Source organism: Lentzea fradiae (assembly GCF_900100955.1).
Lineage (GTDB): Bacteria > Actinomycetota > Actinomycetes > Mycobacteriales > Pseudonocardiaceae > Lentzea > Lentzea fradiae.
The window spans coordinates 365,689-390,459 of the sequence record NZ_FNCC01000009.1; the positions used below are offsets into that span (position 1 = coordinate 365,689).

The 24,771-nt window shown below is 71.1% G+C and carries 19 protein-coding genes; 11 read left to right on the top strand and 8 right to left on the bottom strand.

What is annotated here, in order from left to right; genetic code table 11:
* The first annotated feature begins 249 nt into the window (after positions 1 to 249).
* The 4 genes from BLT23_RS23170 (at position 250) to BLT23_RS23185 (ending at position 5,723) form a co-directional block, all read left to right on the top strand.
* A complete protein-coding gene (locus BLT23_RS23170) occupies positions 250 to 2,523 on the top strand; it encodes a rhamnogalacturonan lyase (protein ID WP_218133846.1) in 2,274 nt (757 codons plus the stop codon).
* On the top strand, positions 2,514 to 3,479 hold the full coding sequence (locus BLT23_RS23175) for an acetylxylan esterase (RefSeq protein ID WP_176946885.1): 966 nt from the start codon (positions 2,514 to 2,516) through the stop codon (positions 3,477 to 3,479). The genes BLT23_RS23170 and BLT23_RS23175 overlap by 10 nt, the downstream gene beginning before the upstream one ends.
* Positions 3,480 to 3,533: 54 nt before the next feature.
* A complete protein-coding gene (locus BLT23_RS23180; protein ID WP_342713687.1) occupies positions 3,534 to 4,565 on the top strand; it encodes a LacI family DNA-binding transcriptional regulator in 1,032 nt (343 codons plus the stop codon).
* A 186-nt stretch (positions 4,566 to 4,751) separates the two neighbouring features.
* Positions 4,752 to 5,723 (top strand): LacI family DNA-binding transcriptional regulator, encoded by a 972-nt coding sequence (locus BLT23_RS23185; RefSeq protein WP_245744109.1) that lies wholly within the window; start codon positions 4,752 to 4,754, stop codon positions 5,721 to 5,723.
* A gap of 1 nt (position 5,724) precedes the next feature.
* On the opposite strand, the gene BLT23_RS23190 is transcribed toward BLT23_RS23185, so the two are convergent.
* From BLT23_RS23190 to BLT23_RS23220, 7 genes are all read right to left on the bottom strand, one after another.
* Positions 5,725 to 6,441: a cupin domain-containing protein gene (locus BLT23_RS23190; RefSeq protein WP_245744110.1), complete on the bottom strand. Its 717-nt coding sequence runs from the start codon at positions 6,439 to 6,441 to the stop codon at positions 5,725 to 5,727.
* Positions 6,435 to 7,316: a DUF6807 domain-containing protein gene (locus BLT23_RS23195; protein WP_090051927.1), complete on the bottom strand. Its 882-nt coding sequence runs from the start codon at positions 7,314 to 7,316 to the stop codon at positions 6,435 to 6,437. The genes BLT23_RS23190 and BLT23_RS23195 overlap by 7 nt, the downstream gene beginning before the upstream one ends.
* The gene (locus BLT23_RS23200; RefSeq protein ID WP_090051929.1) at positions 7,298 to 8,383 is read right to left on the bottom strand and encodes a Gfo/Idh/MocA family protein; all 1,086 of its coding nucleotides are present in this window, start codon (positions 8,381 to 8,383) and stop codon (positions 7,298 to 7,300) included. The genes BLT23_RS23195 and BLT23_RS23200 overlap by 19 nt, the downstream gene beginning before the upstream one ends.
* Positions 8,380 to 9,690, bottom strand: a complete 1,311-nt coding sequence (locus BLT23_RS23205) for an ABC transporter substrate-binding protein (RefSeq protein WP_090051932.1) — start codon at positions 9,688 to 9,690, stop codon at positions 8,380 to 8,382. Before BLT23_RS23205 ends, BLT23_RS23200 begins: the two co-directional genes overlap by 4 nt.
* Before the next feature lie 15 nt (positions 9,691 to 9,705).
* Positions 9,706 to 10,548: a carbohydrate ABC transporter permease gene (locus BLT23_RS23210; protein WP_090051935.1), complete on the bottom strand. Its 843-nt coding sequence runs from the start codon at positions 10,546 to 10,548 to the stop codon at positions 9,706 to 9,708.
* Positions 10,538 to 11,461 carry a carbohydrate ABC transporter permease gene (locus BLT23_RS23215; protein WP_090051938.1) on the bottom strand — a complete coding sequence of 308 codons (924 nt, stop codon included), beginning with the start codon at positions 11,459 to 11,461 and terminating at the stop codon, positions 10,538 to 10,540. The genes BLT23_RS23210 and BLT23_RS23215 overlap by 11 nt, the downstream gene beginning before the upstream one ends.
* Before the next feature lie 189 nt (positions 11,462 to 11,650).
* Positions 11,651 to 13,183, bottom strand: a complete 1,533-nt coding sequence (locus BLT23_RS23220; RefSeq protein WP_218133847.1) for a glycoside hydrolase family 43 protein — start codon at positions 13,181 to 13,183, stop codon at positions 11,651 to 11,653.
* A gap of 393 nt (positions 13,184 to 13,576) precedes the next feature.
* On the opposite strand from BLT23_RS23220, the gene BLT23_RS23225 reads away from it, so the two are divergent.
* Positions 13,577 to 14,719, top strand: coding sequence for a hypothetical protein (locus BLT23_RS23225; protein WP_090051941.1), 1,143 nt, complete (start codon positions 13,577 to 13,579; stop codon positions 14,717 to 14,719).
* 25 nt (positions 14,720 to 14,744) lie between these two features.
* Here BLT23_RS23225 and BLT23_RS23230 read toward each other — a convergent pair whose 3' ends face one another.
* The gene (locus tag BLT23_RS23230; protein ID WP_090051944.1) at positions 14,745 to 15,956 is read right to left on the bottom strand and encodes an ROK family protein; all 1,212 of its coding nucleotides are present in this window, start codon (positions 15,954 to 15,956) and stop codon (positions 14,745 to 14,747) included.
* Positions 15,957 to 16,101: 145 nt separating this feature from the next.
* On the opposite strand from BLT23_RS23230, the gene BLT23_RS23235 reads away from it, so the two are divergent.
* From BLT23_RS23235 to BLT23_RS23260, 6 genes are read left to right on the top strand one after another with little or no spacing between them, the layout of a single operon-like run.
* Positions 16,102 to 17,754 carry an ABC transporter substrate-binding protein gene (locus tag BLT23_RS23235; RefSeq protein ID WP_090051946.1) on the top strand — a complete coding sequence of 551 codons (1,653 nt, stop codon included), beginning with the start codon at positions 16,102 to 16,104 and terminating at the stop codon, positions 17,752 to 17,754.
* Between the two features lies 1 nt (position 17,755).
* On the top strand, positions 17,756 to 18,754 hold the full coding sequence (locus tag BLT23_RS40905; RefSeq protein ID WP_090051949.1) for an ABC transporter permease: 999 nt from the start codon (positions 17,756 to 17,758) through the stop codon (positions 18,752 to 18,754).
* The gene (locus BLT23_RS23245) at positions 18,751 to 20,424 is read left to right on the top strand and encodes a dipeptide/oligopeptide/nickel ABC transporter permease/ATP-binding protein (RefSeq protein ID WP_090051952.1); all 1,674 of its coding nucleotides are present in this window, start codon (positions 18,751 to 18,753) and stop codon (positions 20,422 to 20,424) included. Before BLT23_RS40905 ends, BLT23_RS23245 begins: the two co-directional genes overlap by 4 nt.
* A complete protein-coding gene (locus tag BLT23_RS23250; protein ID WP_090051954.1) occupies positions 20,421 to 21,176 on the top strand; it encodes an ABC transporter ATP-binding protein in 756 nt (251 codons plus the stop codon). Before BLT23_RS23245 ends, BLT23_RS23250 begins: the two co-directional genes overlap by 4 nt.
* Positions 21,173 to 23,608 (top strand): glycoside hydrolase family 2 protein, encoded by a 2,436-nt coding sequence (locus BLT23_RS23255; protein ID WP_090051957.1) that lies wholly within the window; start codon positions 21,173 to 21,175, stop codon positions 23,606 to 23,608. The genes BLT23_RS23250 and BLT23_RS23255 overlap by 4 nt, the downstream gene beginning before the upstream one ends.
* A complete protein-coding gene (locus BLT23_RS23260; protein ID WP_090051960.1) occupies positions 23,598 to 24,434 on the top strand; it encodes a LacI family DNA-binding transcriptional regulator in 837 nt (278 codons plus the stop codon). Before BLT23_RS23255 ends, BLT23_RS23260 begins: the two co-directional genes overlap by 11 nt.
* The last annotated feature ends 337 nt before the right edge of the window (positions 24,435 to 24,771 follow it).

Sequence of the window (24,771 nt, forward strand, 5' to 3'; positions counted from 1 at the left end):
CCGGCACCTCCGGGCTCCGCGGTTCCGCGCGACCGTCTCCCCGTCGAGACCGGGTCGAACCGCTTCGAATTTCTTGGAACGTGGCACGTATCGAGACAGGCCGTCAAGAACCACGATCGCCGTTTCGACGCGTTCGACGGACTTTTCGTCGAATTTACCGGCCATTCGACGGTTTATCCTGGAAAGCGCTTACCACCTTCTGGCACAACGACTTGCGCGGAGGCTGCCGCACGGTCCAGGGTAACCACCGTGGATCCGCGACGAAGCGCTCTGCTCCCGTTGGTGGTACTGGCCCTGGTCATCGGGCAGCCACCCGCGTCCGCGCACGGCGGACGCCAGGACCGCGGGCTCGTCGCGGTCACCACGCCCGGCGGCGTCCACCTGAGCTGGCGGTTGCTCGGGCACGAGGCCACCGGCGCCACCGCCACCGGCCTCGCCGGACCGGACTTCGCCGTCTACCGCGACGGCAGGCGGCTCGCGACCGTCACGGACAGCACGACGTTCACCGATCCCGCCCCCGTCCCCGGTGCGCGGTACCGGGTCGCTCCCGTCGTGCGCGGCCACGAGCTCGGACGCAGCGGCGCGGTGACGCCGTGGGCCACCACGTTCCACGACCTGCCGCTGCGCAAGCCGCCGGGCGGTGTGACCCCGGCCGGGGAGACCTACACCTACTCCGCCAACGACGTCAGCCCGTGCGACGTGGACGGTGACGGCCGGTACGAGTACGTCGTGAAGTGGGATCCCGGCAACTCCAAGGACGTCTCGCAGGCCGGCTACACCGGCCCGGTCCACCTCGACACCTACCGGTTCGACGGCACGTTGCTGCACCGCGTCGAGCTGGGCGTGAACATCAGGGCGGGCGCGCACTACACCCAGTTCCTCTGCTACGACTTCGACGGGGACGGACGCGCGGAGCTGATGACGAAGACCGCGCCGGGCACCAGGGACGGACGCGGCCGGTACGTCACCATGCCGCGCGAGGACGTGCGAGCCGGGTACTCCCACACCGACGACTACCGCCTCAGTCCTGCCGGGTACCGGGCGCGTCTGATCACGACGTTCCAGGGCTGGCACGCGCATCCGGAGGTCGTGGCGGGACGCTGGCCCGCGACGCTGGAAGAGGCGTTCGGGATCGAGCCGCGGTACGCGTACCCGTTGTCCGAACAGGACGCCGCCGCACTCGCCGACCACTTCATGGACGTCTACGCCCCGAGTCGCAGCGCCAACAACAGGCTGCGCGCGTTCGCGGGGTTCGTCGTCGACGGTCCCGAGTACCTGACGGTCTTCGACGGTGAGACGGGACGCGAGCTGCGGACCGTCCGCTACGAACCCGGTAGGCACGACGACGGCCTCATGTGGGGCGACTACGCCATGTCCCGCATCGAACCGGGCAACCGCGTGGACCGCTTCCTGTCCGCGGTCGCGTACCTCGACGGCCGCCGCCCGTCCGCCGTCTTCGCCCGCGGCTACTACACGAGGTCGACGGTGGCCGCCTACGACTGGGACGGCAGAAGACTGGCGAAGCGCTGGCTCGCCGACAGCGGCTGGGTGCCGATGACCAATCCGTTCAACGACAGCCCGCACGGCCGTGACGGCACGAACCCGAGCCACGCCGCGCTCACCACGCAGGGCGCCCACTCGATGAGCGTGGCCGACGTGGACGGCGACGGCAGGCAGGAGATCGTCTACGGCGGCGCGACCCTCGACGACGACGGGTCGTTGCTCTACAGCTCCACCGGCGTGCTGCCACCCGGCAGCACCGAGCCGGGGGCCGTCGCCAAGGTCGGTCACGGTGATGCCCTGCACGTCACCGACATCGACCCCGCGCGACCGGGTCTGGAGATCTTCATGGTGCACGAGGGCGCGCGCAGTGCCCCGTTCGGCTACGCGCTGCGCGACGCGGCGACCGGCGCGACGATCTACGGCGCCTACTCGGGGATGGACACCGGTCGCGGCATGGTCGGCGACGTCCTCCCGGACGTGCCGGGCCTGGAGACGTGGTCGTCCATGCCCGGCGGGGAGAGCTCCGGCGGCCTGTGGAGTGCGGACGGCCGCCGGCTCGACACCCGCTCCCCCGGGACGAACATGAGCATCCGCTGGGCGGGTGACCTCACCACGCAGATCGTCAACGGCGCCCAGGACGCGACGCCGACCGTCGACGACTGGCGGCGCGGCACCCTGCTCACCGCCACCGGCACCCGGACCAACAACGGCACCAAGGGAACCCCGTCGCTGGTGGCCGACGTGTTCGGCGACTGGCGCGAGGAACTGGTGGTGCGCACGGAGGACAGCTCGGCGCTGCGCTTCCACGTGAGCACCGAGCCGACGCGTCACAAGATGTACACGTTGATGGCCGACCGCCAGTACCGCGTCGAGGTCGCCCGTCAGCAGACGACGTACAACCAGCCGTCGTACCCCGGCTTCCACCTCGGGGCGGGCGTCGACTGGTCACGCGTTCCCCTCCCCCGGTGGTGCGGGGTACGTTCGCCAGGACCCGCACCAGAGGAGATCCAGTGCCCGTAATCGACCTGTCGGAAGAAGAGCTGCGACTGCACCGCGTCACGACGCCGGAGCCCGCGGACCTCGACGAGTGGTGGGCGGCCCACCTCGCGAAGACCACCGCCGCGGCGACGCCGACGTCGCTGACCCGGCACGAGCCCGAGCTGTACGGGCCGCTGGAAGTGCACGACGTGGAGTTCTCCGGCGCGCACGGTCACCGCGTCCGCGGCTGGTTCCTGCGCCCGCGGAGCGACGAGCCGCTGCCGGTCGTCGTCACCTACATCGGGTACGGCGGCGGACGCGGTCTCCCGGCCCAGCACACGCTGCTGCCCAGCGCGGGCTACGCCGTGTTCGTCATGGACAGCCGCGGCCAGGGCGGCCAGTGGTCGGTGGGCGCCACCGGCGACGCGGGCGCGGGCACCGGCCCCGAGCACCCCGGCGTGATGACCAGGGGCATCTCCAGCCCCGACGACTACTACTACACCCGGCTCTTCCTCGACGCCGCACGGGCCGTGGACGTCGCGGCCGAGCTGCCGGGCGTCGACCCCGGCCGCATCGGCGTCACCGGGGGCAGCCAGGGTGGCGCGCTCGCCCTCGCCGCCTCGGCGCTGCGCCCCGGCCAGGTCAAGGTGTGCCACTCCGACGTGCCGTTCCTGTGCGACCTGCACCGCGCCATCCACATCGGCACCACCCGGCCGTACACCGAGATCAGCGACTTCCTCGCACAGCACGACGCGCTGGTGCCGACGGTGCTGCGGACGCTGCAGTACGTCGACTGCGCGCTGCTGGCCCGCCGGATCACCGCGGCGTCGCTGCTCAGCGTCGGTCTGATGGACGAGACGTGCCCACCGTCCACTGTGTACGCCGCGTACCACGAGATCAGCGCCCCCAAGGAGATGACGGTGTCGCGGTTCGGCAAGCACACGACGCCCACCAGCCACGTGGAGACGCAGCTGCGCCACTTCCGCGACCACCTGTAGTCGCCCGACCCCGGAGCGTCCCGATGTTGTTCTGGGCGAAACGACTGGTTATCGTTGCGCGCCACGACCCTGCGGGAGGCCCGGTTGATCACGATCAAGGACGTCGCCAGGCACGCGGGTGTGTCCATGAGCACGGTGTCGTACGTCCTGAGCGGGAAGAGGCCGATCTCGCCCGCGACGTCGCACCGCGTGCGGCGCAGCATCCGCGAGCTCGGCTTCCACCCGCACGCGGGCGCGCGGGCGCTGGCGAGCAGCCGCACCCGCGTCCTCGCCCTCGTCGTTCCACTGAGGACGGACCTCGACCTGCCGGTGATCATGCAGTTCGTGACGTCGATCCTGACGACGGCCCGCGCGCACGACCACGACGTCCTGCTGCTGACGAAGGAGTCCGGAGCCGACGAGGTGCACCGCGTGATCGCCTCGTCGCGCGCCGACGCGGTGCTGGTGATGGACGTCGAGGCGGACGACCCCCGCCTGCCGTCGCTGCGCGCGCTGGAGGTGCCGGTCGTGCTGGTCGGCGTGCCGGCCGACGCCTCCGGGCTGAGCTGCGTCGACCTCGACTTCACCGCGAGCGGCGCGCGGATGGTGGCGCACCTGGCCGACCTGGGACACCGGTCGATCGGGATGGTCGGGTCCCCGCCCGCCGTCTACGAACGCGGAACCGGTTACGCGTCCAGGTTCCTGGCCGGTGTCACGGACTGCGCGCGGCGGCGCGGGGTCGAGGTGCACGTGCACCCGTGCGCGCCCACGCAGTCCGCGCTCAGCGAGTGCCTGTACGACCTGCTGCGACCGGACCGGGCCATCACCGGGCTCATCGTGCACAACGAGGCCGTGCTCGGTGGTCTCGTGCAGGAGCTGCGCCGCCGCGGCCGCCGGGTGCCGGAGGATCTGTCGGTGATCGCGCTGTGCCCCGACACGACGGCCGCGGCCCAGCAGGTGCCGCTCACGTCGATCGCCGTGCCCGCCGCGGAGGTGGGCGTGATCGCGGTGGAGACGCTGATGCGCGGGCTCGCGGGTGAGCGCTCCCACGGCGTCCGCCTGCTCGCCCCGCACCTGACCGAACGCGGGAGCACGGCGGTCAGGTGACGTCCGTTCCGGCGACGGAAGGTCACCGGGGAGTTGCGCTTCGTCGCCGAACGTCCCACCCTGGACTTCGAAAACGATTTCGACAGCAGGCCGATTTGTCGAACAAGTCGTCGAACGGACTGTCGAATCTCGTTCGAAAGGGTTTCGATGGGCAGGCGGCGGTCGGAAGCGGTGACGCTCGGGGACGTGGCGAGACTCGCCGGCGTGTCCATCGCCACCGCGTCGAAGGCGATCAACGACCGCGGCGAGGTCGCGGCCACGACACGGGCGCGCGTGCTGCGGGCGGCGGCCGAGCTGGCCTTCCAGCCCAACCCGATGGCGCAGGGACTGGTCGCGGGCCGCACCCGTGCGGTCGGCGTGCTCACCGACGAGCTCGACGGCCAGTTCACCGTCCCGGTCCTGCTGGGAGCCGAGAAGGCGCTGGCGGACCTGGAGATGTCGGTGCTGTTGTGCGACACGCGCGGCGACACCATCCGGCGCAACCACCACATCCGCACGTTGCTGGCCCGCCAGGTCGACGGCTTCATCGTCGTCGGCGACAGCGACGACATCCGCGCGTCGCTGACCGCCGAGCTACCGGTCCCGGTGGTGTACGTGCACTGCCGGTCGACCGGCCACGGCGACCTCAGCCTGGTGCCCGACGACGAGGGCGCCGTCCGGCTGGCGGTCGAGCACCTGCTCGCGTTGCGGCGCAGGAACATCGGCCACATCACCGGACCGCAGTCGTGCCGCGCCGCGCGCGACCGGGCCGCCACCACGTCCGCCGTCCTGTCCGAGCACGGCCTGACCCTCGCGGGCGGTCACGCCCTGCACGGCGAGTGGTCGCAGCGCTGGGGCCGCCAGGCCGCCCGGCTGCTCATCGCGACGGCACCGGAGACCGACGCCGTGTTCTGCGGCAACGACCGGATCGCGAGCGGTGTCGCGCAGGAGCTGGCCGGGCTGGGCAGACGGGTGCCGGAGGACGTCGCGATCGTCGGGTACGGCAACAGGGAGATCTTCGCCGCCGACTGCTCCCCGCCGCTCACCACGGTCGACCTCGGCCTGCCGTTGCTGGGCGAGGCCGCGGTGGCGCACCTGGTCGCCGCGATGGCCGGAACGCCGTCGTCCGGGGTGATCCGCCAGCCGTGCCGCCTGGTGCTGCGCGAGTCGACGGCGTGACTCACCCGGCAGGGCCGAGGCCGTGCACCGGTTCTCCGTCTCCCGCGTCGTAGGTGTCGAGCCGGCCGCACATGCCGAACCGCCGCGGGCTCCGGGGTTCGAGCGCGTGCACCTCCGCCTCGCCGAGGTGCCCCGCGTCGCCGGACCGCAGCCGGACGAGGTGCTCGCCGGTCAGCTCGGCCGCCGCCAGCGCACCCGACCGCCACCTCTTCTCCCAGCTGTCCAACGACTCCCGCTTGAGCGCGAGCGCGGCGGCGTAGAACTCCTCCACCGCTTCGGATCCGCCGTCGCGCAGCTCCCGGAACCCTTCCAGCGCCAGGTCTCGCCGACGACGTGCCGTCTCCTCGTCGCCCGCGGCGGCTTCCGCCGCGTACCGCCGCGGGTCCGCCAAGACCTCGGCCGGGAACGTGAACACCGCGTCACCGGCCTCGGGCAGGCCGCTGTTCTGCATCACGACGACGAGCCGCAGGTCGCCGTCGTTCACCAGCCGGTGGATGGTGCCCGGCGTGAACCAGACGACCGAGCCCGCGTGCAGCGGCGTGGCGGCGAACCCGCGCGAGGTCAGCGTCTGCACGCTGCCGGTCCCGCCGACGACGCAGTAGCACTCCGAGCACGTGAGGTGCACGTGCGGCGAGCCCCCGCACACCCCGTCGGCCGCCGGCCAGTCGTACACGTGCAGACCGGAGATGCCCACCCCACCGGGGAACGGCGTCACCACGGGTGTTCCTCCACATAGGACTCCAGCCGGTCGCGGTCCCACGCACCGCACCCCACCACCACCCGGTACCGCAGGCTCAGCTCGTCGCCGGGCGCCAGCGAGACGGTGTCGAAGAAGGCGAACGACGGGTTGACCGCCGCGAACGGCTCGCTGCGCACGAACCAGTGGGTGTTCTTGTTGTCCGGGTGGTCGAGGAACAGCAACGTCGACGAACGGTCCACCTCGTCGTGATGACCGGCGAACGCGAGCCACGGCCCCGTCCGCCCCATCATCGCCTCGCCCGCGCCGCCGTCGGCCGCGATGACCTCGCCGCCGGTGAACGACCGCGGCCCGCGCCAGAAGAACCCCGTGTACCCGGCCAGCTCGCGGCCGTTCGTCGTGGGGCTGCCGAGCTCGAGCGGGGTGGCGCGCAGGTTCGTCAGCGTCGTCGCGAACTCCAGCGTCCACGCGTCGTCCAGCACGTCGCGCACCTCGAACGACCGCACCTCGCCGACCCAGTTCTCCCCCGCCTGCGTGAACCACGACAGCTTCTCGGTGAAGCCGCCGGAGGACAACTCAAACGAGTCGTGCCGCATGCTCCCCACGTTCGGCAGCACCACGTAACCCTGGTCGCGGACGTACGTGACGCCGCCCCAGAAGTTCTCGCCGGACACGTCGGTCGCGGTCATCTGCAGACCTTTGTGCCAGCGGTGGTCGTGCGGCCGGAACGCCGTGACGACGTCGCCGTCGAGCGTGCGGACGGGGTGCAGGTAGGGCTTGGGCCCCTCGAACTCCGGTGTCGACGGCCCGTGCACGTACTGGAAGACCTCGACGTCGCCCACCGACACGGCGAGCACCGACTCGTCCTGCCTGGAGATCACCGGGAGTTCGCCCACGGCGCACCGATCCCTTCCATCGTCGCGTAGAACGGGCTGTCCGGGCCGATCTGGCCCGCCTTCACCACGGTGCCGGTGAACGCCGACGCGTAGAGCGCGGCGATGAACTCCATCGTGGTGCGGGTGTCTTCCAGGGTCACCGGCGGTTTCTCGCCGTTGTCCAGTGCGTCCAGGAACGCCGCCACCTGCCAGCGGTGGCCGCTCACCAGCCCGGACGACGGCTCGTCACGCCACCGCAGGGCCACGTCCTCGCGACCGGGCGCCGGGGTGACCGACCAGTGCGCGTCGGTGTAGCCGTAGAGGTGCTCGACCTCGACGGTGGCGTGCTCGAAGTCGAACCGCAGCTCCGAGGTCTCCCTCGGCGACAGCAGGGAGTTCACCACCGACGCGACGGTGCCGTCCGCGAACGTCACGAGCGCCATCGAGACGTCCTCGGTCTCCACGTCCCGCGCCTGCCGGGCGGCGACCGCCCGGATCTCCTGCCACGGCCCCAGCACCGACAGCAGCAGGTCGAACTGGTGGATGCCGTGGCCCATCGTCGGGCCGCCACCCTCGCTGCGCCACGTGCCGCGCCACGGCATCTCGAAGTAGGAGTCGCCGCGGTACCAGAGCGTGTCGCACTTGGCGACGAACGACCGGCCGAACACGCCCTCCGCGGCCAGCCGCCGCAGCCGCACCGCCGCCGGGCCGAAGCGGTGCTGGAACACCGTGGCGACCGACGCCTCCGAGACGCGTTCGGCGGCGATCAGCGCGTCGACCTCGCCCAGCGACAAGGCGGGCGGTTTCTCCACCAGCACGTGCACGTTCGCCGCCAGGCACTCCAGGGCGAGCGGCACGTGGTGGCGCGGCGGGGTGCACACGTGCACCACGTCCAGCTCCTCCGAGGCGAGCATGTCACCCACCGACGAGTACGACCGCGCCACGCCCTGCTCTCCGGCGAACGTGCCCGCGCGGCCCGCGTCGACGTCCGCCACGGCGACGAGCTCGACCCGGTCCCCCGCCGCCCGCAGCGCCTCGGCGTGGGCGGAGGCGATGCCGCCGGTGCCGGCGATCGCTGCCCGCCTCACCTGGCCGCGTCCACTTCGGACTGGACTTCCTTGATGTACGACGCGGCGGCTTCGTCCGGTGTGGAGCGGCCGAACAGCACGTCCTCGGTGTGCCGCTTGAGGATCGTGTCGAGCGTGCTGGCGCCGTTCGGGGTGACCCGCGGCGGGTCGCTCACCGGCACGGTGTCGAGGTACTCCTTGGCGGCCTTGTCGGTCTCCTTGAGCTGGCCCGCGATGAGCTCGCGGATCTTCTGGTTGGCGGGCACACCGCGCTCGGTCAGCAGGATCTTGGCCGACTCCTCGTCGTTGGCCAGGAAGCTCACGAACGCCGCGGCCTCCGCCGGGTACTTCGACCGCGCGGACACCGACCAGAACATCGACGGCTTGTAGTAGGCGCCGGGCGCCTTGCCCTGGGTCTCGCCGGGCAGCCTCATCAGCTTCAGCCTGGCCCCGCTGGCCGCGGTCAGCGCGGTCAGCTGCGTGTTCCACCACAGGCCGAACGCCGCGGTGCCGGTCGCGGTGGCCGACTGGTTGAGGCCGGCGGAGGCTTTCTCGATCGTCACCGACGGCGGCGCGGTCGCGCCGGACTTCGACAGGTCGAGGATGTACTGCCAGTACTCGCGCGCGATCTCCTGCGGCAGCACGACCTTGGCGTCGGCGTCGAACATGGCCTCACCCTGCTGGCGGGCCCGGATGCCCAGCCCCGCCGCGTCGTTGATGCCGGGCGACTGCACGCCGAACACCGTGCCGCCGCTGGCCTTCGAGACCTGGTCGCCGATGGTCTTGAGGTCGTCCCAGGACCACTTCGTGTCGTCGGGGACGGGAACGCCGTACTTCTCCAGCAGGTCGAGGTTGGCGATGATCGAGTACATGGCGAGGCCGACCGGCAGGCCGTACCGCTTGCCGCCGATGGTCCCGGTGGCGAGCGCCTTCTCGTCGAAGTTCGCGGTGTCGAGGTGCTTCCCCGCCTCGTTGAGGTCGAGCAGCGCCCCGCGCTCGGCGTAGGAGCCGATGTAGAGCTCGTCCATCTGGATGATGTCCGGGGCGTCGTTGGCGGCCATCGTCGTGGCGAGGCTGTCCCAGTAGCCGTTCCACTCCTTGAACTCGCCCTTGATGGTGATGTTCGGGTGCTTCTTCTGGAACAGCTCGATGACCTGCTGCGTGCGCTTGTGCCGGTCGTCCCCGCCCCACCACGTGAAGCGCAGCGTCACCTGCTCGGTCGTCAGGTCACCGCCCGCCTCGGAGCCGGAGCCGCACGCGGCGAGCAGCGACGCGGTCAGCGACAGCAGGACGGCCCACGCGGTCCCGCGCCGAACACCTCTGGACATCGGCTTTCCTTTCGGCTACTTGCCCCCGGTCGTGGCGATCCCCTTGACGAGGTACCGCTGGCCGACGAGGAACGCGAGGAAGATGGGGACGAGCGAGACCACGCTCATCGCGAACTGGGAGCCCCACGACGTGGCCACCGTCGAGTCGACGAACGAGCGCAGGGCGACCGGAACCGTGTACATCTCCGGGTCCGTCAGGTAGATCAGCTGGCTGAAGAAGTCGTTCCACGTCCAGATGAACGTGAAGATCGTCGTGGTGGCGAGCGCCGGGGTCATCAGCGGCAGCACGATCCGCAGGAAGATGCGCGGGTGGCCGCAGCCGTCGATGCGCGCCGCCTCGTCGAGCTCGCGGGGAAGGCCGCGGATGAACTGCACCATGAGGAACACGAAGAACGCGTCGGTGGCGAGGATCTTCGGCACGATCAGCGGCAGGAACGTGTTGACCCAGCCGATGTTCGAGAACAGCACGTACTGCGGCACGATGATCACGTGGATCGGCAGCATGATCGTGCCGAGCATGATCCCGAACCACCAGCGCTTGCCGGTGAAGTGCAGCCGGGCGAACGCGTAGGCGGCCATCGAGCACGACACGAGGTTGCCGACGATGCACCCGAGCACGAGGACCGCCGAGTTGACCAGGTAGGTCCCGAACGACGGGGTGAGCGCGTTCCAGCCCTCGGTGTAGTTCTGGGTGTGCAGCGTCTCCGGCACGAGACCGGGGCTGCGGAAGATCTCGTCGCCCGGCCGCAACGAGCCGGCGACCATCCACAGCACCGGGTAGAGCATGACGAACCCGATGAGGACGAGGCCGGCGTGCTTCGCCGGGACGACCAGCCGGCGGCGCAGTTCAGTCGTCATAGAACACCCAGTACCTCGCCGCCCAGAAGTTGATAGCCGTGAACGCCGCGATGATCAGCAGCAGGAACCAGGCGAGCGCCGACGCGTAGCCCATGTCGAACCGGCTGAAACCCTGCTGGTACAGGTAGAGCGTGTAGAACATCGTCGAGTCGGACGGCCCTCCCGTGCCGCCGGAGACGACGAACGCCTGGGTGAACGACTGGAACGCGTGGATGATCTGCAGCACCAGGTTGAAGAACAGGATCGGCGACAGCAGCGGCAGCGTGATCCGCCGGAACCGCGCCCACCTGCTCGCCCCGTCGATGGCGGCGGCCTCGTAGTACACCACCGGGATCTGCCGCAGCCCGGCCAGGAAGATGATCATCGGGGAGCCGAACGTCCACACGTTCAGCACGATCAGCGTGGACAGCGCCGTGTCCGGGTCGGAGATCCAGCCCCTGCCCTCGACCCCGAACAGGCCCAGCACGCGGTTCACCAGGCCCTCGGTGCCGAAGACCTGCGTCCACAGCACGGCGATCGCCACGCTCGACCCGAGCAGCGAGGGCAGGTAGAACGCCGAGCGGTAGAACGCGAGGCCGCGCAGCCCCTTGTCGAGCAGCAGCGCGACTCCCAGCGCGCACGCCAGCTGGAGCGGCACCGACACCAGGACGTAGGTGAACGTGACACCCAGGGCGTTGTGCAGCCGTTCGTCGGTCAGGATGCGCGCGAAGTTGTCCAGTCCGATGAACCGGGGCGGCTGGATCAGGTTGTACTTGGTGAAGCCCAGCCCGAACGACGCGAGCACCGGGCCGATCGTGATGAAGACCAGCCCGGCGAACCAGGGTGCCAGGAACCAGAACGCGGCCCGGTTGTCGCGACTGCGCACCTGCGCGCCGCCGCGGCGCAGCTGACGCAGTTCGTCGAGAGCGCTCATGAACTCCTGACCTCATCGTCTGGAAAACGCTTTCCGGAGTTTGCATGGGCGCTTCGCGCAGCGTCAAGCACGCTGTCGAACAGCGTCGAACGGAGCTGTCGAACAGCGGTGGGGCGATTCGATCTCAGTCCTGTGTGGAGGCTCCTCCGCCGGGGCGGAGGAGCCGTGTGCGTCGATTCAGAAAGGTGGTCAGCTCGCGTCGAGCGGGCGGTGGACGAACTCGGAGAACTCCGCCCACGACTCGCTCGGCGCGCCGGCGCTCGTCGCGTGCAGTCCGATGTGGACTCCGGTGAACCCGCCAGCGACCGGCGTGCTGAGCACCCTGCCGTCGAACGGCTCGCCGAGCGGCCGCCAGTCACCGGACCCGGTGGCCACCAGCGCCTGGTGGCTCTGCCCGCGCGCCTCGACCGCCAGCCGCACGACGGGACCACCGGCCTGCGTCGTGGCGAGCAGCTCGTCGCGGCCTCCCGCGCGGAGCACGAGCGTGACCTCTCCCCCGGCGCCGAGCAGCAGCCGGACGTGGTGGTCCTCGTTCTGCCGCAGCACGAGCCCGGCCGCCTCGGACGGGCCGCCCGGCGTGAGCTCCACCGCGACCGAGACGTGGAAGTCCTGGTAGCGCTGGGGCCGCAGGACGACGCTCGGCGCGGCCTGCTCCGTCAGCGTCTCCGGCCGCACCCGCAGCCGCAGGCGTCCCGGCTCGGGGACCGACCAGAACGGCTCCTCCGGAGTGCGCAGGCCCGCCCACGCGGCCCCGAGCCCCGGCCCGGGGAACTCCCGCTCGGCGGGCCACGGGTGCGCGGGCAGGTCCGGGACGGGGTAGGACTCCTCGACCCGGCCGCTGCCGGGGCTGAGGACCGGCTCCCCGTCCTCCCACACCACCGGGACGAGGAAGGTCTCGCGCCCGAGGTTGTAGTAGTAGCCGCCGTACGGGCGGGTCGCGAGCAGCACGGCGTACCACTCGCCGTTCGGCGTGTCCACGAGGTCCGCGTGCCCGGCCGCCGCGATCGGGTGCGCCCGGCCGAGGTGCCGGTGCGTCAGCAGGGGGTTGCGCTTCGAGCTCGTGTACGGCCCGGTCACCGCGTCCGCCGTGGCCACCACCACGGAGTGCTCGAAGTCCGTGCCGCCCTCGGCGCACACGAGCACGTACCGTCCGTCCACCTTGTACAGGTGCGGCGCCTCGGCCCACACGGCGTTCTGCATCGCGCCGTGGAAGAGCACGTGCTCCTCACCGACCAGCTCCAGCTTCGCCGCGTCGAACTCGCGCAGGTAGACCTCGGTGCGCCCGTTCCCGATCTCCCGCGTCGCGGTCCACCACGCGCGGTCGTCGTCGTCGAAGAACAGCGACGGGTCGAACCCGGCGGCCTCGGGCAGCCAGTGCGGTTCCGACCAGTCGCCCGCCGGGTCGGTGGCCGTGACGACGAAGTTGCCGGACTCGCGCGTGCCGTCGACGAGGGTGCAGACGACGTAGAACACGCCGTCGTGGTGCCGGATGGTCGGCGCGTACAGCCCGCCGGAGGACCGCACGCCCTGCAACGGCAGCTGCGACGGCCGGTCCAGCACGTGCCCGGCCTGGCGCCAGTGCACCAGGTCGCGGCTGTGGTGGATCGGCAGTCCCGGGTAGTGCTCGAACGTCGAGGTGACCACGTAGTAGTCCTCACCGGCCCGGCACACCGACGGGTCGGGGTGGGAGCCGGGGAGGACCGGGTTCGCGAACTGTGCCAAGAGATGCTCTTCCCACGCGTCTGCCGGGCACGCCGCCGGACGCCCTGGGTGGCGCAGCCGGGACCGTCGCCGCCTGCCCACGGCTGGTCCCGGCTGCGCGGGTGCTGCGGCGGTCCGCCGGATCGTCGCAGAGGTCGTCGCCCCGGAGTTCGGTTGTCGGAGCCAGAGGCTGCCGTGTCCGCCGGGTCGTGTCAATCGTTGTCGATAACGTTCCACACTACTCCGCCGCGGACCATTCGTGTCCAACTGAGACGTGGCCGTCCCCTTGCCGGCGGGAGTCGATCGCACTTCGACGAATTCGATCACCATGTCGTCGAACAACCTCTTCGACGCTAACGTGCCCGGCGCACAAGGCAATCCCTGCTTTCCCCGGACGAACGAGGGAGATTTGCCATGTCCAGGAACAAGTGGTGGGCGGTGGCGGCCGTCGCGGCGATGACGCTCGCGGGCGCACCCGCCGCCGCGGCCGAGGTCGGCGCGCTGGCCTGCGGCGACCGCTCCTACCAGGCAGAAGCGGTGAACAACGGCGGCACGTGGACCGCCCGCAACGCCGGCCGCACCGTCTACACGGGCACCGACATGCGCTCGGCGGTTCAAGCGGCGATTTCGAGCCTCACCGCCGGCCGAACCTACAAACAATGGGTCGTCGTCCGCGGCAACGGCTGGGTGAGCACCGGCTCGCGGATCTCGCTGCCCAGCTACACCGGAATCGACGTCTGCGGCACGATCGACGTCTCCGGCTCCGGTTCCGGCGACCAGGCCCCGATCTACTCCAGGGGCACCCGCGAGGTCGAGGTGGGCCACCTCACCGTGACCGGCCGCCCGCTGTACGGCATCTTCATGCGCAACGTCGAGAACGTCGTCCTCGGCCAGATCAACATGTACCTGTCCGCGGGCCTCGGCGTGCGTATCGACAACCGTGGCGACACCAGCGTCCGCAGCCGCAACATCCGCATCGACTCCGTGTACGTCTCCGGCGCCAGCAGCCACGCCGTGGAGACCTACGGCGTCGACAACATCTCCATCGGCACGGTCACCGCCCGCAACGTCGGCGAGTCCGGACTGCTCCTCAACGACACCATCAACGCCACCGTGAGCACCGTCGACGCCGAGAACGCGGGCTCCGGCACCGGCTACGCGGCGTTCCGCACCGCCAACCGCAACGGCCGCATCGGCAACGGCTACCCGACCAACATCCGGGTCGGCACCGTCAAGGCCCGCGGCGGCGGCCGGGGCGTGTTCTGCGTGTCCGAGAGCGGCGGGCTCACCATCGACCGCGTCGACCTCGCCAACACCGGCAACAACGCCGTGTTGATCGAGAACTGCCACAACGTGGTCCTCGCGGCGCAGAGCGGGACCGTGTCCGGTGGTGGCGAGCTCCGCCTGGCCGCCCGGTCGGAGTTCCCGAACAACAGCGACATCCTCGTGCAGAACCTCTCCGTGACGAACTCCTCGGTGCGGGAGAGCCCGTGCGGCAACAACACGACGTTCCGCAACATCCAGCTCTACAACAGCAGCATGAACGTCTGCCCGTAGGGCACCTGGTGGGCCGCGCGGCCACTCACCGGGCGTGCTGGAACACCGGCGGTTCGCCGGCCGCCAGGTCGTCCGGCAGCCGCAGCCCCTGACTGCGCGGCACGAGCTCCGACTGCAGCACGATCGCCGCGGCCCCGATCGCGGGCGCTGACGCGGCCGATGGTGAGAGCCGCACCGACACCGGGTGCACCCCGCGTGCGATGAAGGCCCGGTCCAGCTCCTCCCGCAGCACCGGCAGGTAGGTCGACCCGGCGATGGCGAAGCTCGGCCCGGTGAGCACCAGCACCTCCAGGTCGAGGGCGTTGGCCAGGGTGCGGGCGGCGGCCGCGACGTAGCGGGCGGAGCGTTCCAGCAGGGCCAGCGCCCGGCCGTCGCCCTGGCGCGCGGCGCGGCTGATCGCGGCGAAGTCGGCGGCGACCGGGGCGGAGCCCTTGCGGCCGAGGCCGGCGGCGCGGGCCAGCGAGCGGTTCGCGCGGGCCTGCGCGACGACCGCGGCGGGACCCGCCAGCACCTCCAGGCAGCCGCGGGCGCCACACGGGCACGGCGGGCCGTCGACGTCGAGGCAGGCGTGGCCGATGCCGCCTGCCTGGCCGCCCGGGCCGCGGTACGTGGTGCCGCCCAGCACGATCCCGGCGCCGATGCCGGAGCCCATGCAGAGCGCGGCGAACGTGGCGGTGGCGCCGACACCGCCGGACCAGTGCTCGCCTATCGCGGCCGCCGTGGCGTCGTCGTCCAGCACGACGGGCAGGCCCGTGGCGCGTTCGAGGTCCTCGCCGAAGCCCGGTGAGCCGGCGGAGACGAGGCCCAGGCCGAGGACGCGGTCGCGGTCGACGCCGACGCTGTCGATCAGCGCGTCCACCTCGCGGGCCATCCGCGCGACGACGGCGGCCGGGTCCTCGCTCGCGCTGCCGGGGCGGGAGATGCGGGCCACGACCGCGCCGCCGAGGTTCGTCAGCACGTAGGTGATCCGGGCGTCGTCGAGGTGCACGCCGACGGCGTAGCGGGCGAAGTGGTTGAGCTGCAGCATGACCCGGCGCTTGCCGCCGGTCGACTCGGCGTGCCCCGTCTCGGCGACGAGGCCCTCGTCGATCAGGCCGCGCACGACCGTGGAGATCGTCCCGCCGGTCAGGCCGCTGGCGTTGACCAGGCCGACCCTGCTGATCATCCCCGCGGCGCGGACCAGGTCCAGCACGGCGGCCCTGGTGCTCGCGTGGGTCACCCGCGCAGGTCGGCTCACGTCAGGTCCCTCCGCACTCCGTCGAACGACGAACGTCGCCCATCGACGACCGCTCGTCAAGTCAACCACGTCTGGCCGTTGACTTTCTTTGTTTAGCAACTGAAGAATCTCCGCCGCAGCATCCCAGCCACGGGGAGGATCAACGATGTTCCTGCTGAAGCGGCTCTGCGGCGTGACCCTGGCGGTGGCTCTGACGGCCGGGTGCGCCGCGAGCGGCGGCCGGGCCGATGACACCCTGGTCGTCTACACCGGCCAGGCCGGCGACTACCAGCTCAACTTCAACCCGTACGCCCCCACCCAGATCGAGGGGCCCGGCACGATCTACGAACCGCTGTTCTTCTACAACATCGCGAGCGACGGGCCGCCGAAGCCGATGCTGGGCACGGCGTTCGAGTGGAACGCGGACGGCACCGAGCTGTCGATCACCCTGCGCGACGACGCCACCTGGTCCGACGGGCAGAAGTTCACCTCGAAGGACGTCGTCTTCACGCTCGACATGGTCGCGAAGACCCCGGCCATGAACAGGACAGGCTTCCGCGGCACCGCGACGGCCACCGACGACACGCACGTCGTGGTCAAGTTCCCCGAACCGTCCTACATGGACGGACCGCAGGTGCTGGGCCAGCTGTGGATGATGCCCGAACACATCTGGAAGAACCACTCCTCCCCCGCCACCGAGGTGAACGAGAACCCGGTCGGCACCGGCCCGTACACGCTCGGCGACTTCAAGGCGCAGTCGTTCACGCTCAAGGCGAACCCGGCCTACTGGGGCGGCGAGCCCGCCGTCAAGCAGGTGCGGTACCTGTCGCTGTCGGGCAACCAGGCGGGCGTGGACGCGCTCAAGGCCGGGTCCGTCGACTGGCAGACCGGCCCGATCCCGGACATCGCGGACATCGAGAAGAACTACCCCGGCTACAAGGCGATCACCCTGCCGCTCAACCAGGTCGCGCTCTTCACCTGTTCCAACGCCCAGCTGGGCTGCCAGGGCGCCCAGACCGACCCTGCCGTGCGCAAGGCGATCTACTACGGGATGAACCGGACCCAGATCAACTCGCTGGCGTTCCAGAACCTCAACACCGAGATGTCGCCCGGCTTCACGCTCCTGCCCCGCGACAACGACCTGGTGGCGGACGGGCTCACCGACCGGCTCGCGCCGATGAGCCCCGATGTCGCCAAGGCGGACCAGCTGCTCACCTCCGCCGGGTACGTCAAGGGCGGCGACGGGATCTACGCCAAGGACGGCACACCGCTGGCCCTGACGGTGAAGGTGGTCGCGGGCTGGACCGACTACATCACCGCGCTGGAGACGCTCGCCCAGCAGATGCTGCGGATCGGTGTGAAGCTCACGCCGCAGCAGCTGTCGTGGAACGAGTGGGCCGACGCACGCGGCCGCGGCCAGTACGAGCTGCTGATCGACTCGGTGGAACAGGGTCCCGCGCCCGATCCCTACTACACCTACAGCTACTTCTTCTCCACGGCCACGACGGCACCGGTCGGGCAGACGGCCACGCCGAACTTCTCGCGGTTCAGCAACCCGGTCGTCGACCAGGCGCTGGCCGAGCTGAAGAAGACCGACCGCGGCGACCCGTCACGACAGCGGCACTACGACGCGATCCAGGTCGAGCTGGAGAAGTCCATGCCGTACATCCCGGTGCTGACCGGTGGCGTCCCCACCGAGTACAACGCCCGGGGCTTCACCGGCTGGCCGACCGAGGACGACCTCTACGCGTTCCCGGCCGTCTGGAAGCGGCCCGACGCCTCGCAGGTGTACGTGAACCTCAAGCCCGCAGGCCGGTGACATGGGCTACCACCTGCGCAAGCTCGCGTTCTACCTGACCGCGCTGTGGGCGGCGGTGACGCTGAACTTCGTCATCCCGCGCCTGCTCCCTGGCAACCCCGTCGACATCCTGATGGCGAAGCTGCAGCAGCGCGGCGGAAGCGTCGACCCCGCCGCCCGGCAGGCGTACGAGACGTTGCTCGGCACCGGCGGGCGCGAGTCGTTCGTCCAGGAGTACCTGGCGTACCTGGGCAACCTGCTGCGCGGCGAGCTCGGTGTGTCGGTCAGCGCGTTCCCGGCGAAGGTGACGGACGTGATCGCGGGATCGCTGCCGTGGACCGTCGTGCTGGTCGGGCTCGCGACGCTGCTGTCGTTCCTGCTCGGCGTCGGACTCGGCGCCGTCGTCGGGTGGAAGCGCGGCACGTGGCTCGACTCGCTGGTCCCCGCCACCACGATGCTGTCGGCGGTGCCGTACTTCTGGCTGGCGCTGATCCTGGTCGCGGTGCTGGCGTCGGGACTCGGCTGGTTCCCGCTGAACGGCGGCTACGACGTCGTGCTGGATCCCGGCTGGAGCCCGGAGTTCCTCGCTTCGGCGCTCTACCACGGCACGTTGCCGGCGTTGACGATCGTGCTCTCGTCGGTCGGCGGATGGCTGCTCGGCATGCGCAACATGATGGTCTCGGCGATGTCGGAGGACTACGTGCTGACCGCGCGGGCCAAGGGCCTGCGCGGCAGCCGGGTGATGATGCGGTACGCCGCCCGCAACGCCGTGCTGCCGTCGGTCGCCGGGTTCGCGATCTCGCTCGGGTTCGTGGTGTCCGGGTCGATCGTCACCGAGCAGGTGTTCTCCTACCCCGGCATCGGCTCGAAGCTGCTGCAGGCCGTGCAGAACAACGACTACGCGCTCATGCAGGGCATCTTCCTGGTGATCACGGTCGCGGTGCTCGGCGCCAACCTCGTGGTGGACCTGCTGTACGGCCTGGTCGACGCCCGCACGAGGGATCGGAGCACGGTGTCGTGACCCGGTCCCCCAAGCTCGTCACCGGCCTGGCGCTCGCCGGTGTCATCGTCCTCTTCGGACTGCTCGGGCCGCTGCTCACCGGCGACCCCGCCACGATCAGGGACAGCGGCCTCACCCCGCCCGGCGGCGAGCACCTCCTCGGCACGACGCTCACCGGCCAGGACGTGCTCGCCCAGCTGGCCCACGCCACCCGCGGGTCGCTGTGGCTCGGCCTGCTCGTCGGCGTGCTGGCCACGGTGCTGTCCGGGGTCTTCGGCATCGTCGGCGCGTACGCGGGTGGCGCCGTGGACGAGGTGTTCTCGTTGTTCTCCAACGTGGTCCTGGTGATCCCGGGACTGCCGCTGGTGATCGTGGTGGCCGGGTTCGTGCCCGCCGACCAGCGCGGTACGTCGACCATCGCGCTCGTGCTGGCGATCACGGGCTGGGCGGCGGCGGCACGGGTGCTGCGGGCGCAGACGTTGTCGTTGCGCAACAGGGACTACGTTGCCGCGGCACGGGTGTCCGGCGAGAAGACGTGGCGGGTGATCGGCGTCGAGATCCTGCCGAACCTGCTGCCGGTCATCGCCTCCCAGTTCGTGTTCGCGGTCGTGCTCGCGATCCTCAGCGAGGCGGGGCTGTCGTTCCTCGGGCTCGGCGCCGCCGACTCGTCGACGCTGGGCACGATGCTCTACTACGCGCAGAACGGGTTCGCGCTGCAACGCGAGGCGTGGTGGTGGTTCGTGCCGCCCGGTCTGGTGATCGCGGTCTTCGGCGGCGCGCTGTCACTGATCAACTTCAGCATCGACGAGATCGTCAACCCCGCCCTGCGCGACCGGGTCCGGCGTGACGGGGACGTCGTCGCCTCCGACCCGGCGCCACCCGAGCCGGACGCGGTGCTCACCGTCCGGAACCTGAACGTCGTCTACCGGGGTGACACACCTGTGCACGCCGTCAAGGACGTGTCGCTGACGCTCCGCAGAGGGGAGATCCTCGGTCTGGCAGGCGAATCGGGCTGCGGCAAGACAACGCTGGCGTACGCGGTCAACCGCCTGCACCGGCCGCCGGCGGAGGTCACGTCCGGCTCGGTCATGTTCGGCGACGTCGACGTGCTGGCGCTGGAAGCGGAGGAGCTGCGGCGGTTCCGGTGGGTGAAGCTGTCGATGGTGTTCCAGGGCGCCATGAACTCGCTGAACCCCGTCACAACCGTTCGTGCGCAGCTGAAGGACGTCCTGACCACGCACCGTCCGGAGATGTCCTCGGCACAGCGCGAGGAGCGGTGCGCGGAGGTGCTCCGGCTCGTCGGCGTCGACCCGGCCAGGCTGGGCGCGTACCCGCACGAGCTGTCCGGCGGGATGCGGCAGCGCGTCATGATCGCGATGGCCCTGCTGCTCGAACCGCGGGTCATGATCATGGACGAGCCGACCACCGCGCTGGACGTGCTGGTGCAGCGGGAGATCCTCGACGAGATCAAGCGCTTGCGGGACGAGCTGGGGTTCGCGGTCCTGTTCATCACGCACGACCTGCCGCTGCTGCTGGAGCTGAGCGACCGGATCGCGGTGATGCGCGACGGCGAGGTGGTCGAGCACGCCACCGCGGAGGACCTCTACCTGAGGCCGCACCACCCCTACACCCGCGAACTGCTGGCGTCGTTCCCCAGCCTGACCGGAGAAGCGGGAGCGCTGACCCGATGACCACGCTCGAAGTCCGCGACCTGACCAAGACCTTCCGCGGGTTCCGCGCCGTCGACGACGTGTCGTTCACGCTCAGTCCCGGCCGCACCGTCGCGCTGGTGGGCGCGTCCGGCTCCGGTAAGTCGACCATCGCTCGCATGATCGCGCGGCTGGTGAAGCCGACGTCCGGGGAGATCGTGCTGACCGGACCGGACGGAACCGCTGTGCCGCGACGGCGGTACCGCGACCACGTCCAGATGATCTTCCAGGACCCGTTCGCCTCGCTGAACCCGTTCCACACGGTCGAGCACCACCTCGCGCGGCCGCTGCGGCTGCACGGCAAGTCCCCCGCGGAGGTGCCGCACCTGCTGGAGCGGGTGACCCTGCCGCCGGAGATCGCGCGCAGGCGCCCGCACGAGCTGTCCGGCGGACAACGCCAGCGGGTCGCCATCGCCCGCGCGCTCGCGCCGGGCGCCAAGGTGATCATCGCCGACGAGCCGGTGTCCATGCTCGACGTCTCGATCCGCCTCGGCGTGCTGAAGCTGCTCGCCCGGCTGCAGCGGGAGGAGGGCCTCGCCGTCCTCTACATCACCCACGACCTCGCCACGGCCCGGCACTTCTCCGACGAGGTCCTGGTGCTGCACCAGGGCCGGATCGTCGAACGCGGGCCGGGCGACGACGTGCTGCTGCGTCCGGCCGATCCGTACACCCGGCTGCTCGCCGCCGCCGCGCCGAACCCGGAAACCCGCTTCCGACAGGGAGGACCGTCTTGATCCGGCAGTACCTGCACGACGGCTGGCAGCTGTCCGCGACGACGAACGAGGTGCCGGACGACGTCCGCGGCCGCACGGTGCCCGCGACGGTGCCCGGCGGCACGCACCTCGACCTGCTCGCGGCCGGGCTGATCACCGACCCGTTCCTGGACCGGGCGGAGGAGGAGCTGACCTGGCTGCACCGCGCGGACTGGCGGTACCGCACCACGTTCCTCGCCACCGCCGCCGACGCCCGCGCGGACCTCGTGTTCGAGGGCCTCGACACGGTCGCCGCGGTCGAGCTGAACGGGCACCTGCTCGGCCGCACCGAGAACATGCACCGCGGTTACCGCTTCGACGTGCGGGACGTGCTGGCCGAGGGCGCCAACGAGCTGACCGTGTCGTTCTCGTCCGCGCTGACGCACGCCGAGAAGACCGAGGCCGCGCTCGGCCGCCGCCCGCACGTGAACGCCCACCCGTTCAACATGATCCGCAAGATGGCGTGCAGCTTCGGCTGGGACTGGGGACCCGACCTGCAGACCGCGGGCATCTGGCGGCCGGTGCGGCTGGAACGCTGGCACACCGCCAGGTTCGCGCGGGTCCGCCCGGTCGTGACGGTCGCGGGGCGCACCGGCAGGGTGGAGCTGCACGCCGAGATCGAGTGGGACCGCCACGAGGACCTGACGCTGCACGTGGCGGTCGGCGGCTACGGCTGCACCGTCCGCGTGCCCGCCGGGCAGACCTCGGTGACCGCGCGCGTGGAGGTGCCCGACGCCGGACTGTGGTGGCCGGCCGGGTACGGCGCCCAGCCGCTCTACGACCTCACGGTCTCGTTGAGCGGCACCGAGGTCCTCGACGTCGTGGAGAAGCGCATCGGGTTCCGCACCATCACCGTCGACACGACGCCCGACGAGCTCGGCACGCCGTTCACGGTCGTCGTGAACGACAGGCCGGTGTTCGTGAAGGGCGCCAACTGGATTCCCGACGACCACTTCCTCACCCGGATCACCCGCGACCGGCTCGCCCGGCGCGTCGGCCAGGCCGTGGAGGCGCACGTCAACCTGCTGCGGGTCTGGGGTGGCGGCATCTACGAGTCGGACGACTTCTACGACGTCTGCGACGAGCGCGGAATCCTGGTGTGGCAGGACTTCCCGCTCGCGTGCGCCGCGTACCCCGAGGAGGAGCCGCTGCGCTCCGAGATCGAGGCGGAGGCCCGCGAGAACGTCGTGCGGCTCATGTCGCACGCCTCGCTCGCCTTGTGGAACGGCGGCAACGAGAACCTGTGGGGCTTCGCGGACTGGGGCTGGCCGCAGCAGCTCGACGGCCGCACCTGGGGACCGGCCTACTACGACGAGGTCTTCCCCGCGATCGTCGCCGAGCTGGACCCGACCCGGTTCTACTGCGCGGGAAGCCCGTACGGCGGCCCGCACCCGAACGACGCGGACCACGGCACGCGGCACGAGTGGCAGGTTTGGAACCAGGCCGACTACACGCACTACCGCGACCACGTGCCGCGGTTCTGCTCGGAGTTCGGCTTCCAGGGCCCGCCGACGTGGTCCACGCTCACCCGCTGGGTCCACGACGAACCGCTGACGCCGACGTCGCGGAGCTTCCTCACCCACCAGAAAGCCGAGGACGGCAACGGAAAGCTCGACCGCGGCCTGGCCGCGCACCTGCCGGTCCCCGAACGGTTCGAGGACTGGCACTGGGCGACGCAGCTCAACCAGGCGCGGGCGGTGGCGTTCGGCGTCGAGCACTTCCGCTCGTGGTGGCCGCGCACGGCGGGCGCGATCGTGTGGCAGCTCAACGACTGCTGGCCCGTCACGTCGTGGGCGGCCATCGACAGCGAAGAGCGGGTGAAACCCCTCTACTACGGGCTGCGGCACGCGTTCGCGCCGCGCCTGCTCACCTTCCAGCCGCGCGGCGACCGGCTCGTGCTGTTCGCCGTCAACGACCACGACGAACCGTGGGACGCGCATGTGACACTCGACCGCCAGACGTTCCGGGGCGTCACGCTGCACCTGACTAGACTGCGCCGGACGGTGCCGCCCCGGTCAGTGCTCGCGCTCGACCTCGACGAGGCACTGCTGACGCCGGTGCACGAGGACGCGGAGGTGGTGGTGGCGACGACCGCCGAGGCCCGTGCGCTGCACACGTTCCGCGAGGACCGGGACCTGGCGTACGACCCCGCTCCCCTCACCGCGCGGGCACAGGCGGTGCCCGGCGGGTACGAGGTCGAGGTGCGGGCGTCGTCGTTCGCGCGCGACGTCGCGATCCTGGCCGACCGGGTGGCGCCCGACGCGGTCGTGGACGACCTGCTGGTCCCGTTGCTGGCCGGGGAGGTGCGCGTGTTCGGCGTCCGCACGCACGCGCCGGTCGACCCGGCGGCGTTCACCGGCCCGCTCGTCCTGCGCTGTGCCAACGATCTGGGCGCGGTGCCCGGTGCGAGCTGAGTCGACCGGCGCCATCGGGCTGGTGCTGGCGCGCCCGGCCCGGCTGCTCGGCGTGGAGCCGTTCTTCATGGAGTTCATCGCGGGCATCGAGGAGCGGCTCGCCGAACGCGACCTCTCCGTGCTGCTGCACGTCGTGGCCGACCACGAGACGGAGATCGCCGCGTACCGCCGCTGGGCGGTACGCGGCCTGGTCGACGCCGTCGTGGTGGTGAACCCGGTGGCGGACGACCCTCGCCCGGCCGTGCTGCGGGAGCTCGCACTGCCCGCGGTCGCCGTCGGCGACTCGATCCTGCCGTGCGTGCGCACCGACCACGCCGGACCGGTCGCCGAAGCACTCGGGCACCTGCTGGAGCTCGGCCACCGGCGGATCGCCAGGGTCACCGGCCCCGGCGCACTGCTGCACACGCGGGCCCGCACCGAGGCGCTGCTCGCGGGCTGCGCGGCGGCGGGCGTGACCCCGGTGGTCGTCGAGGGCGACTACTCCGAGGAGGCGGGCGCGAAGCTGACGACATCGCTGCTCACCGCCCCGAACCCGCCCACGGCGATCCTCTACGACAACGACGTGATGGCCGTGGCGGGGCTCGCCGCGGCCACCGCCCTCGGCGTCGAGGTGCCCGCCGGGCTGAGCCTCGTGGCGTGGGACGACTCGACGCTGTGCCGGCTCGCCTCCCCCGCTCTGACGACGATGAGCGTGGACGTGCACCAGTTCGGCACGGCGGTCGCCGACTCCCTGCTGGAACTGGTGGACGGCGGCCCGGTCACACCGCGCTGGTCCCCGACCGCCCGCTACGTCCCGCGCGGGACGACGGCACCCGCACCCGCCTGACGCTCACTGCCGCAGCAGCGGCCGGACCTCCTCCGCGCACTCGACGAGCGTCCGCACCACGGGCAGGTCCGTGCCGCGCGACCGCCACACCATCGACGTGAACGAGGTGACCAAGGCGGCCGCGGCGTCCCACGCGGCGGGCGAACGTCCTCGGCGACCCCGAGCCGTGCACCCCGGTCCCGTACTTCTGGACCGGGGTGTACGACGCGCGCGTCCAGGCGTGCCCACTACCACCACGACGGTGACCTGGCCGGGGTGCTCGGCCGGAACGTGCCGAGGGAGGTCCGCGCCACCCGCGCCCTGCTCACGTGAGACACCGGACCTGGGCAGAACGCGG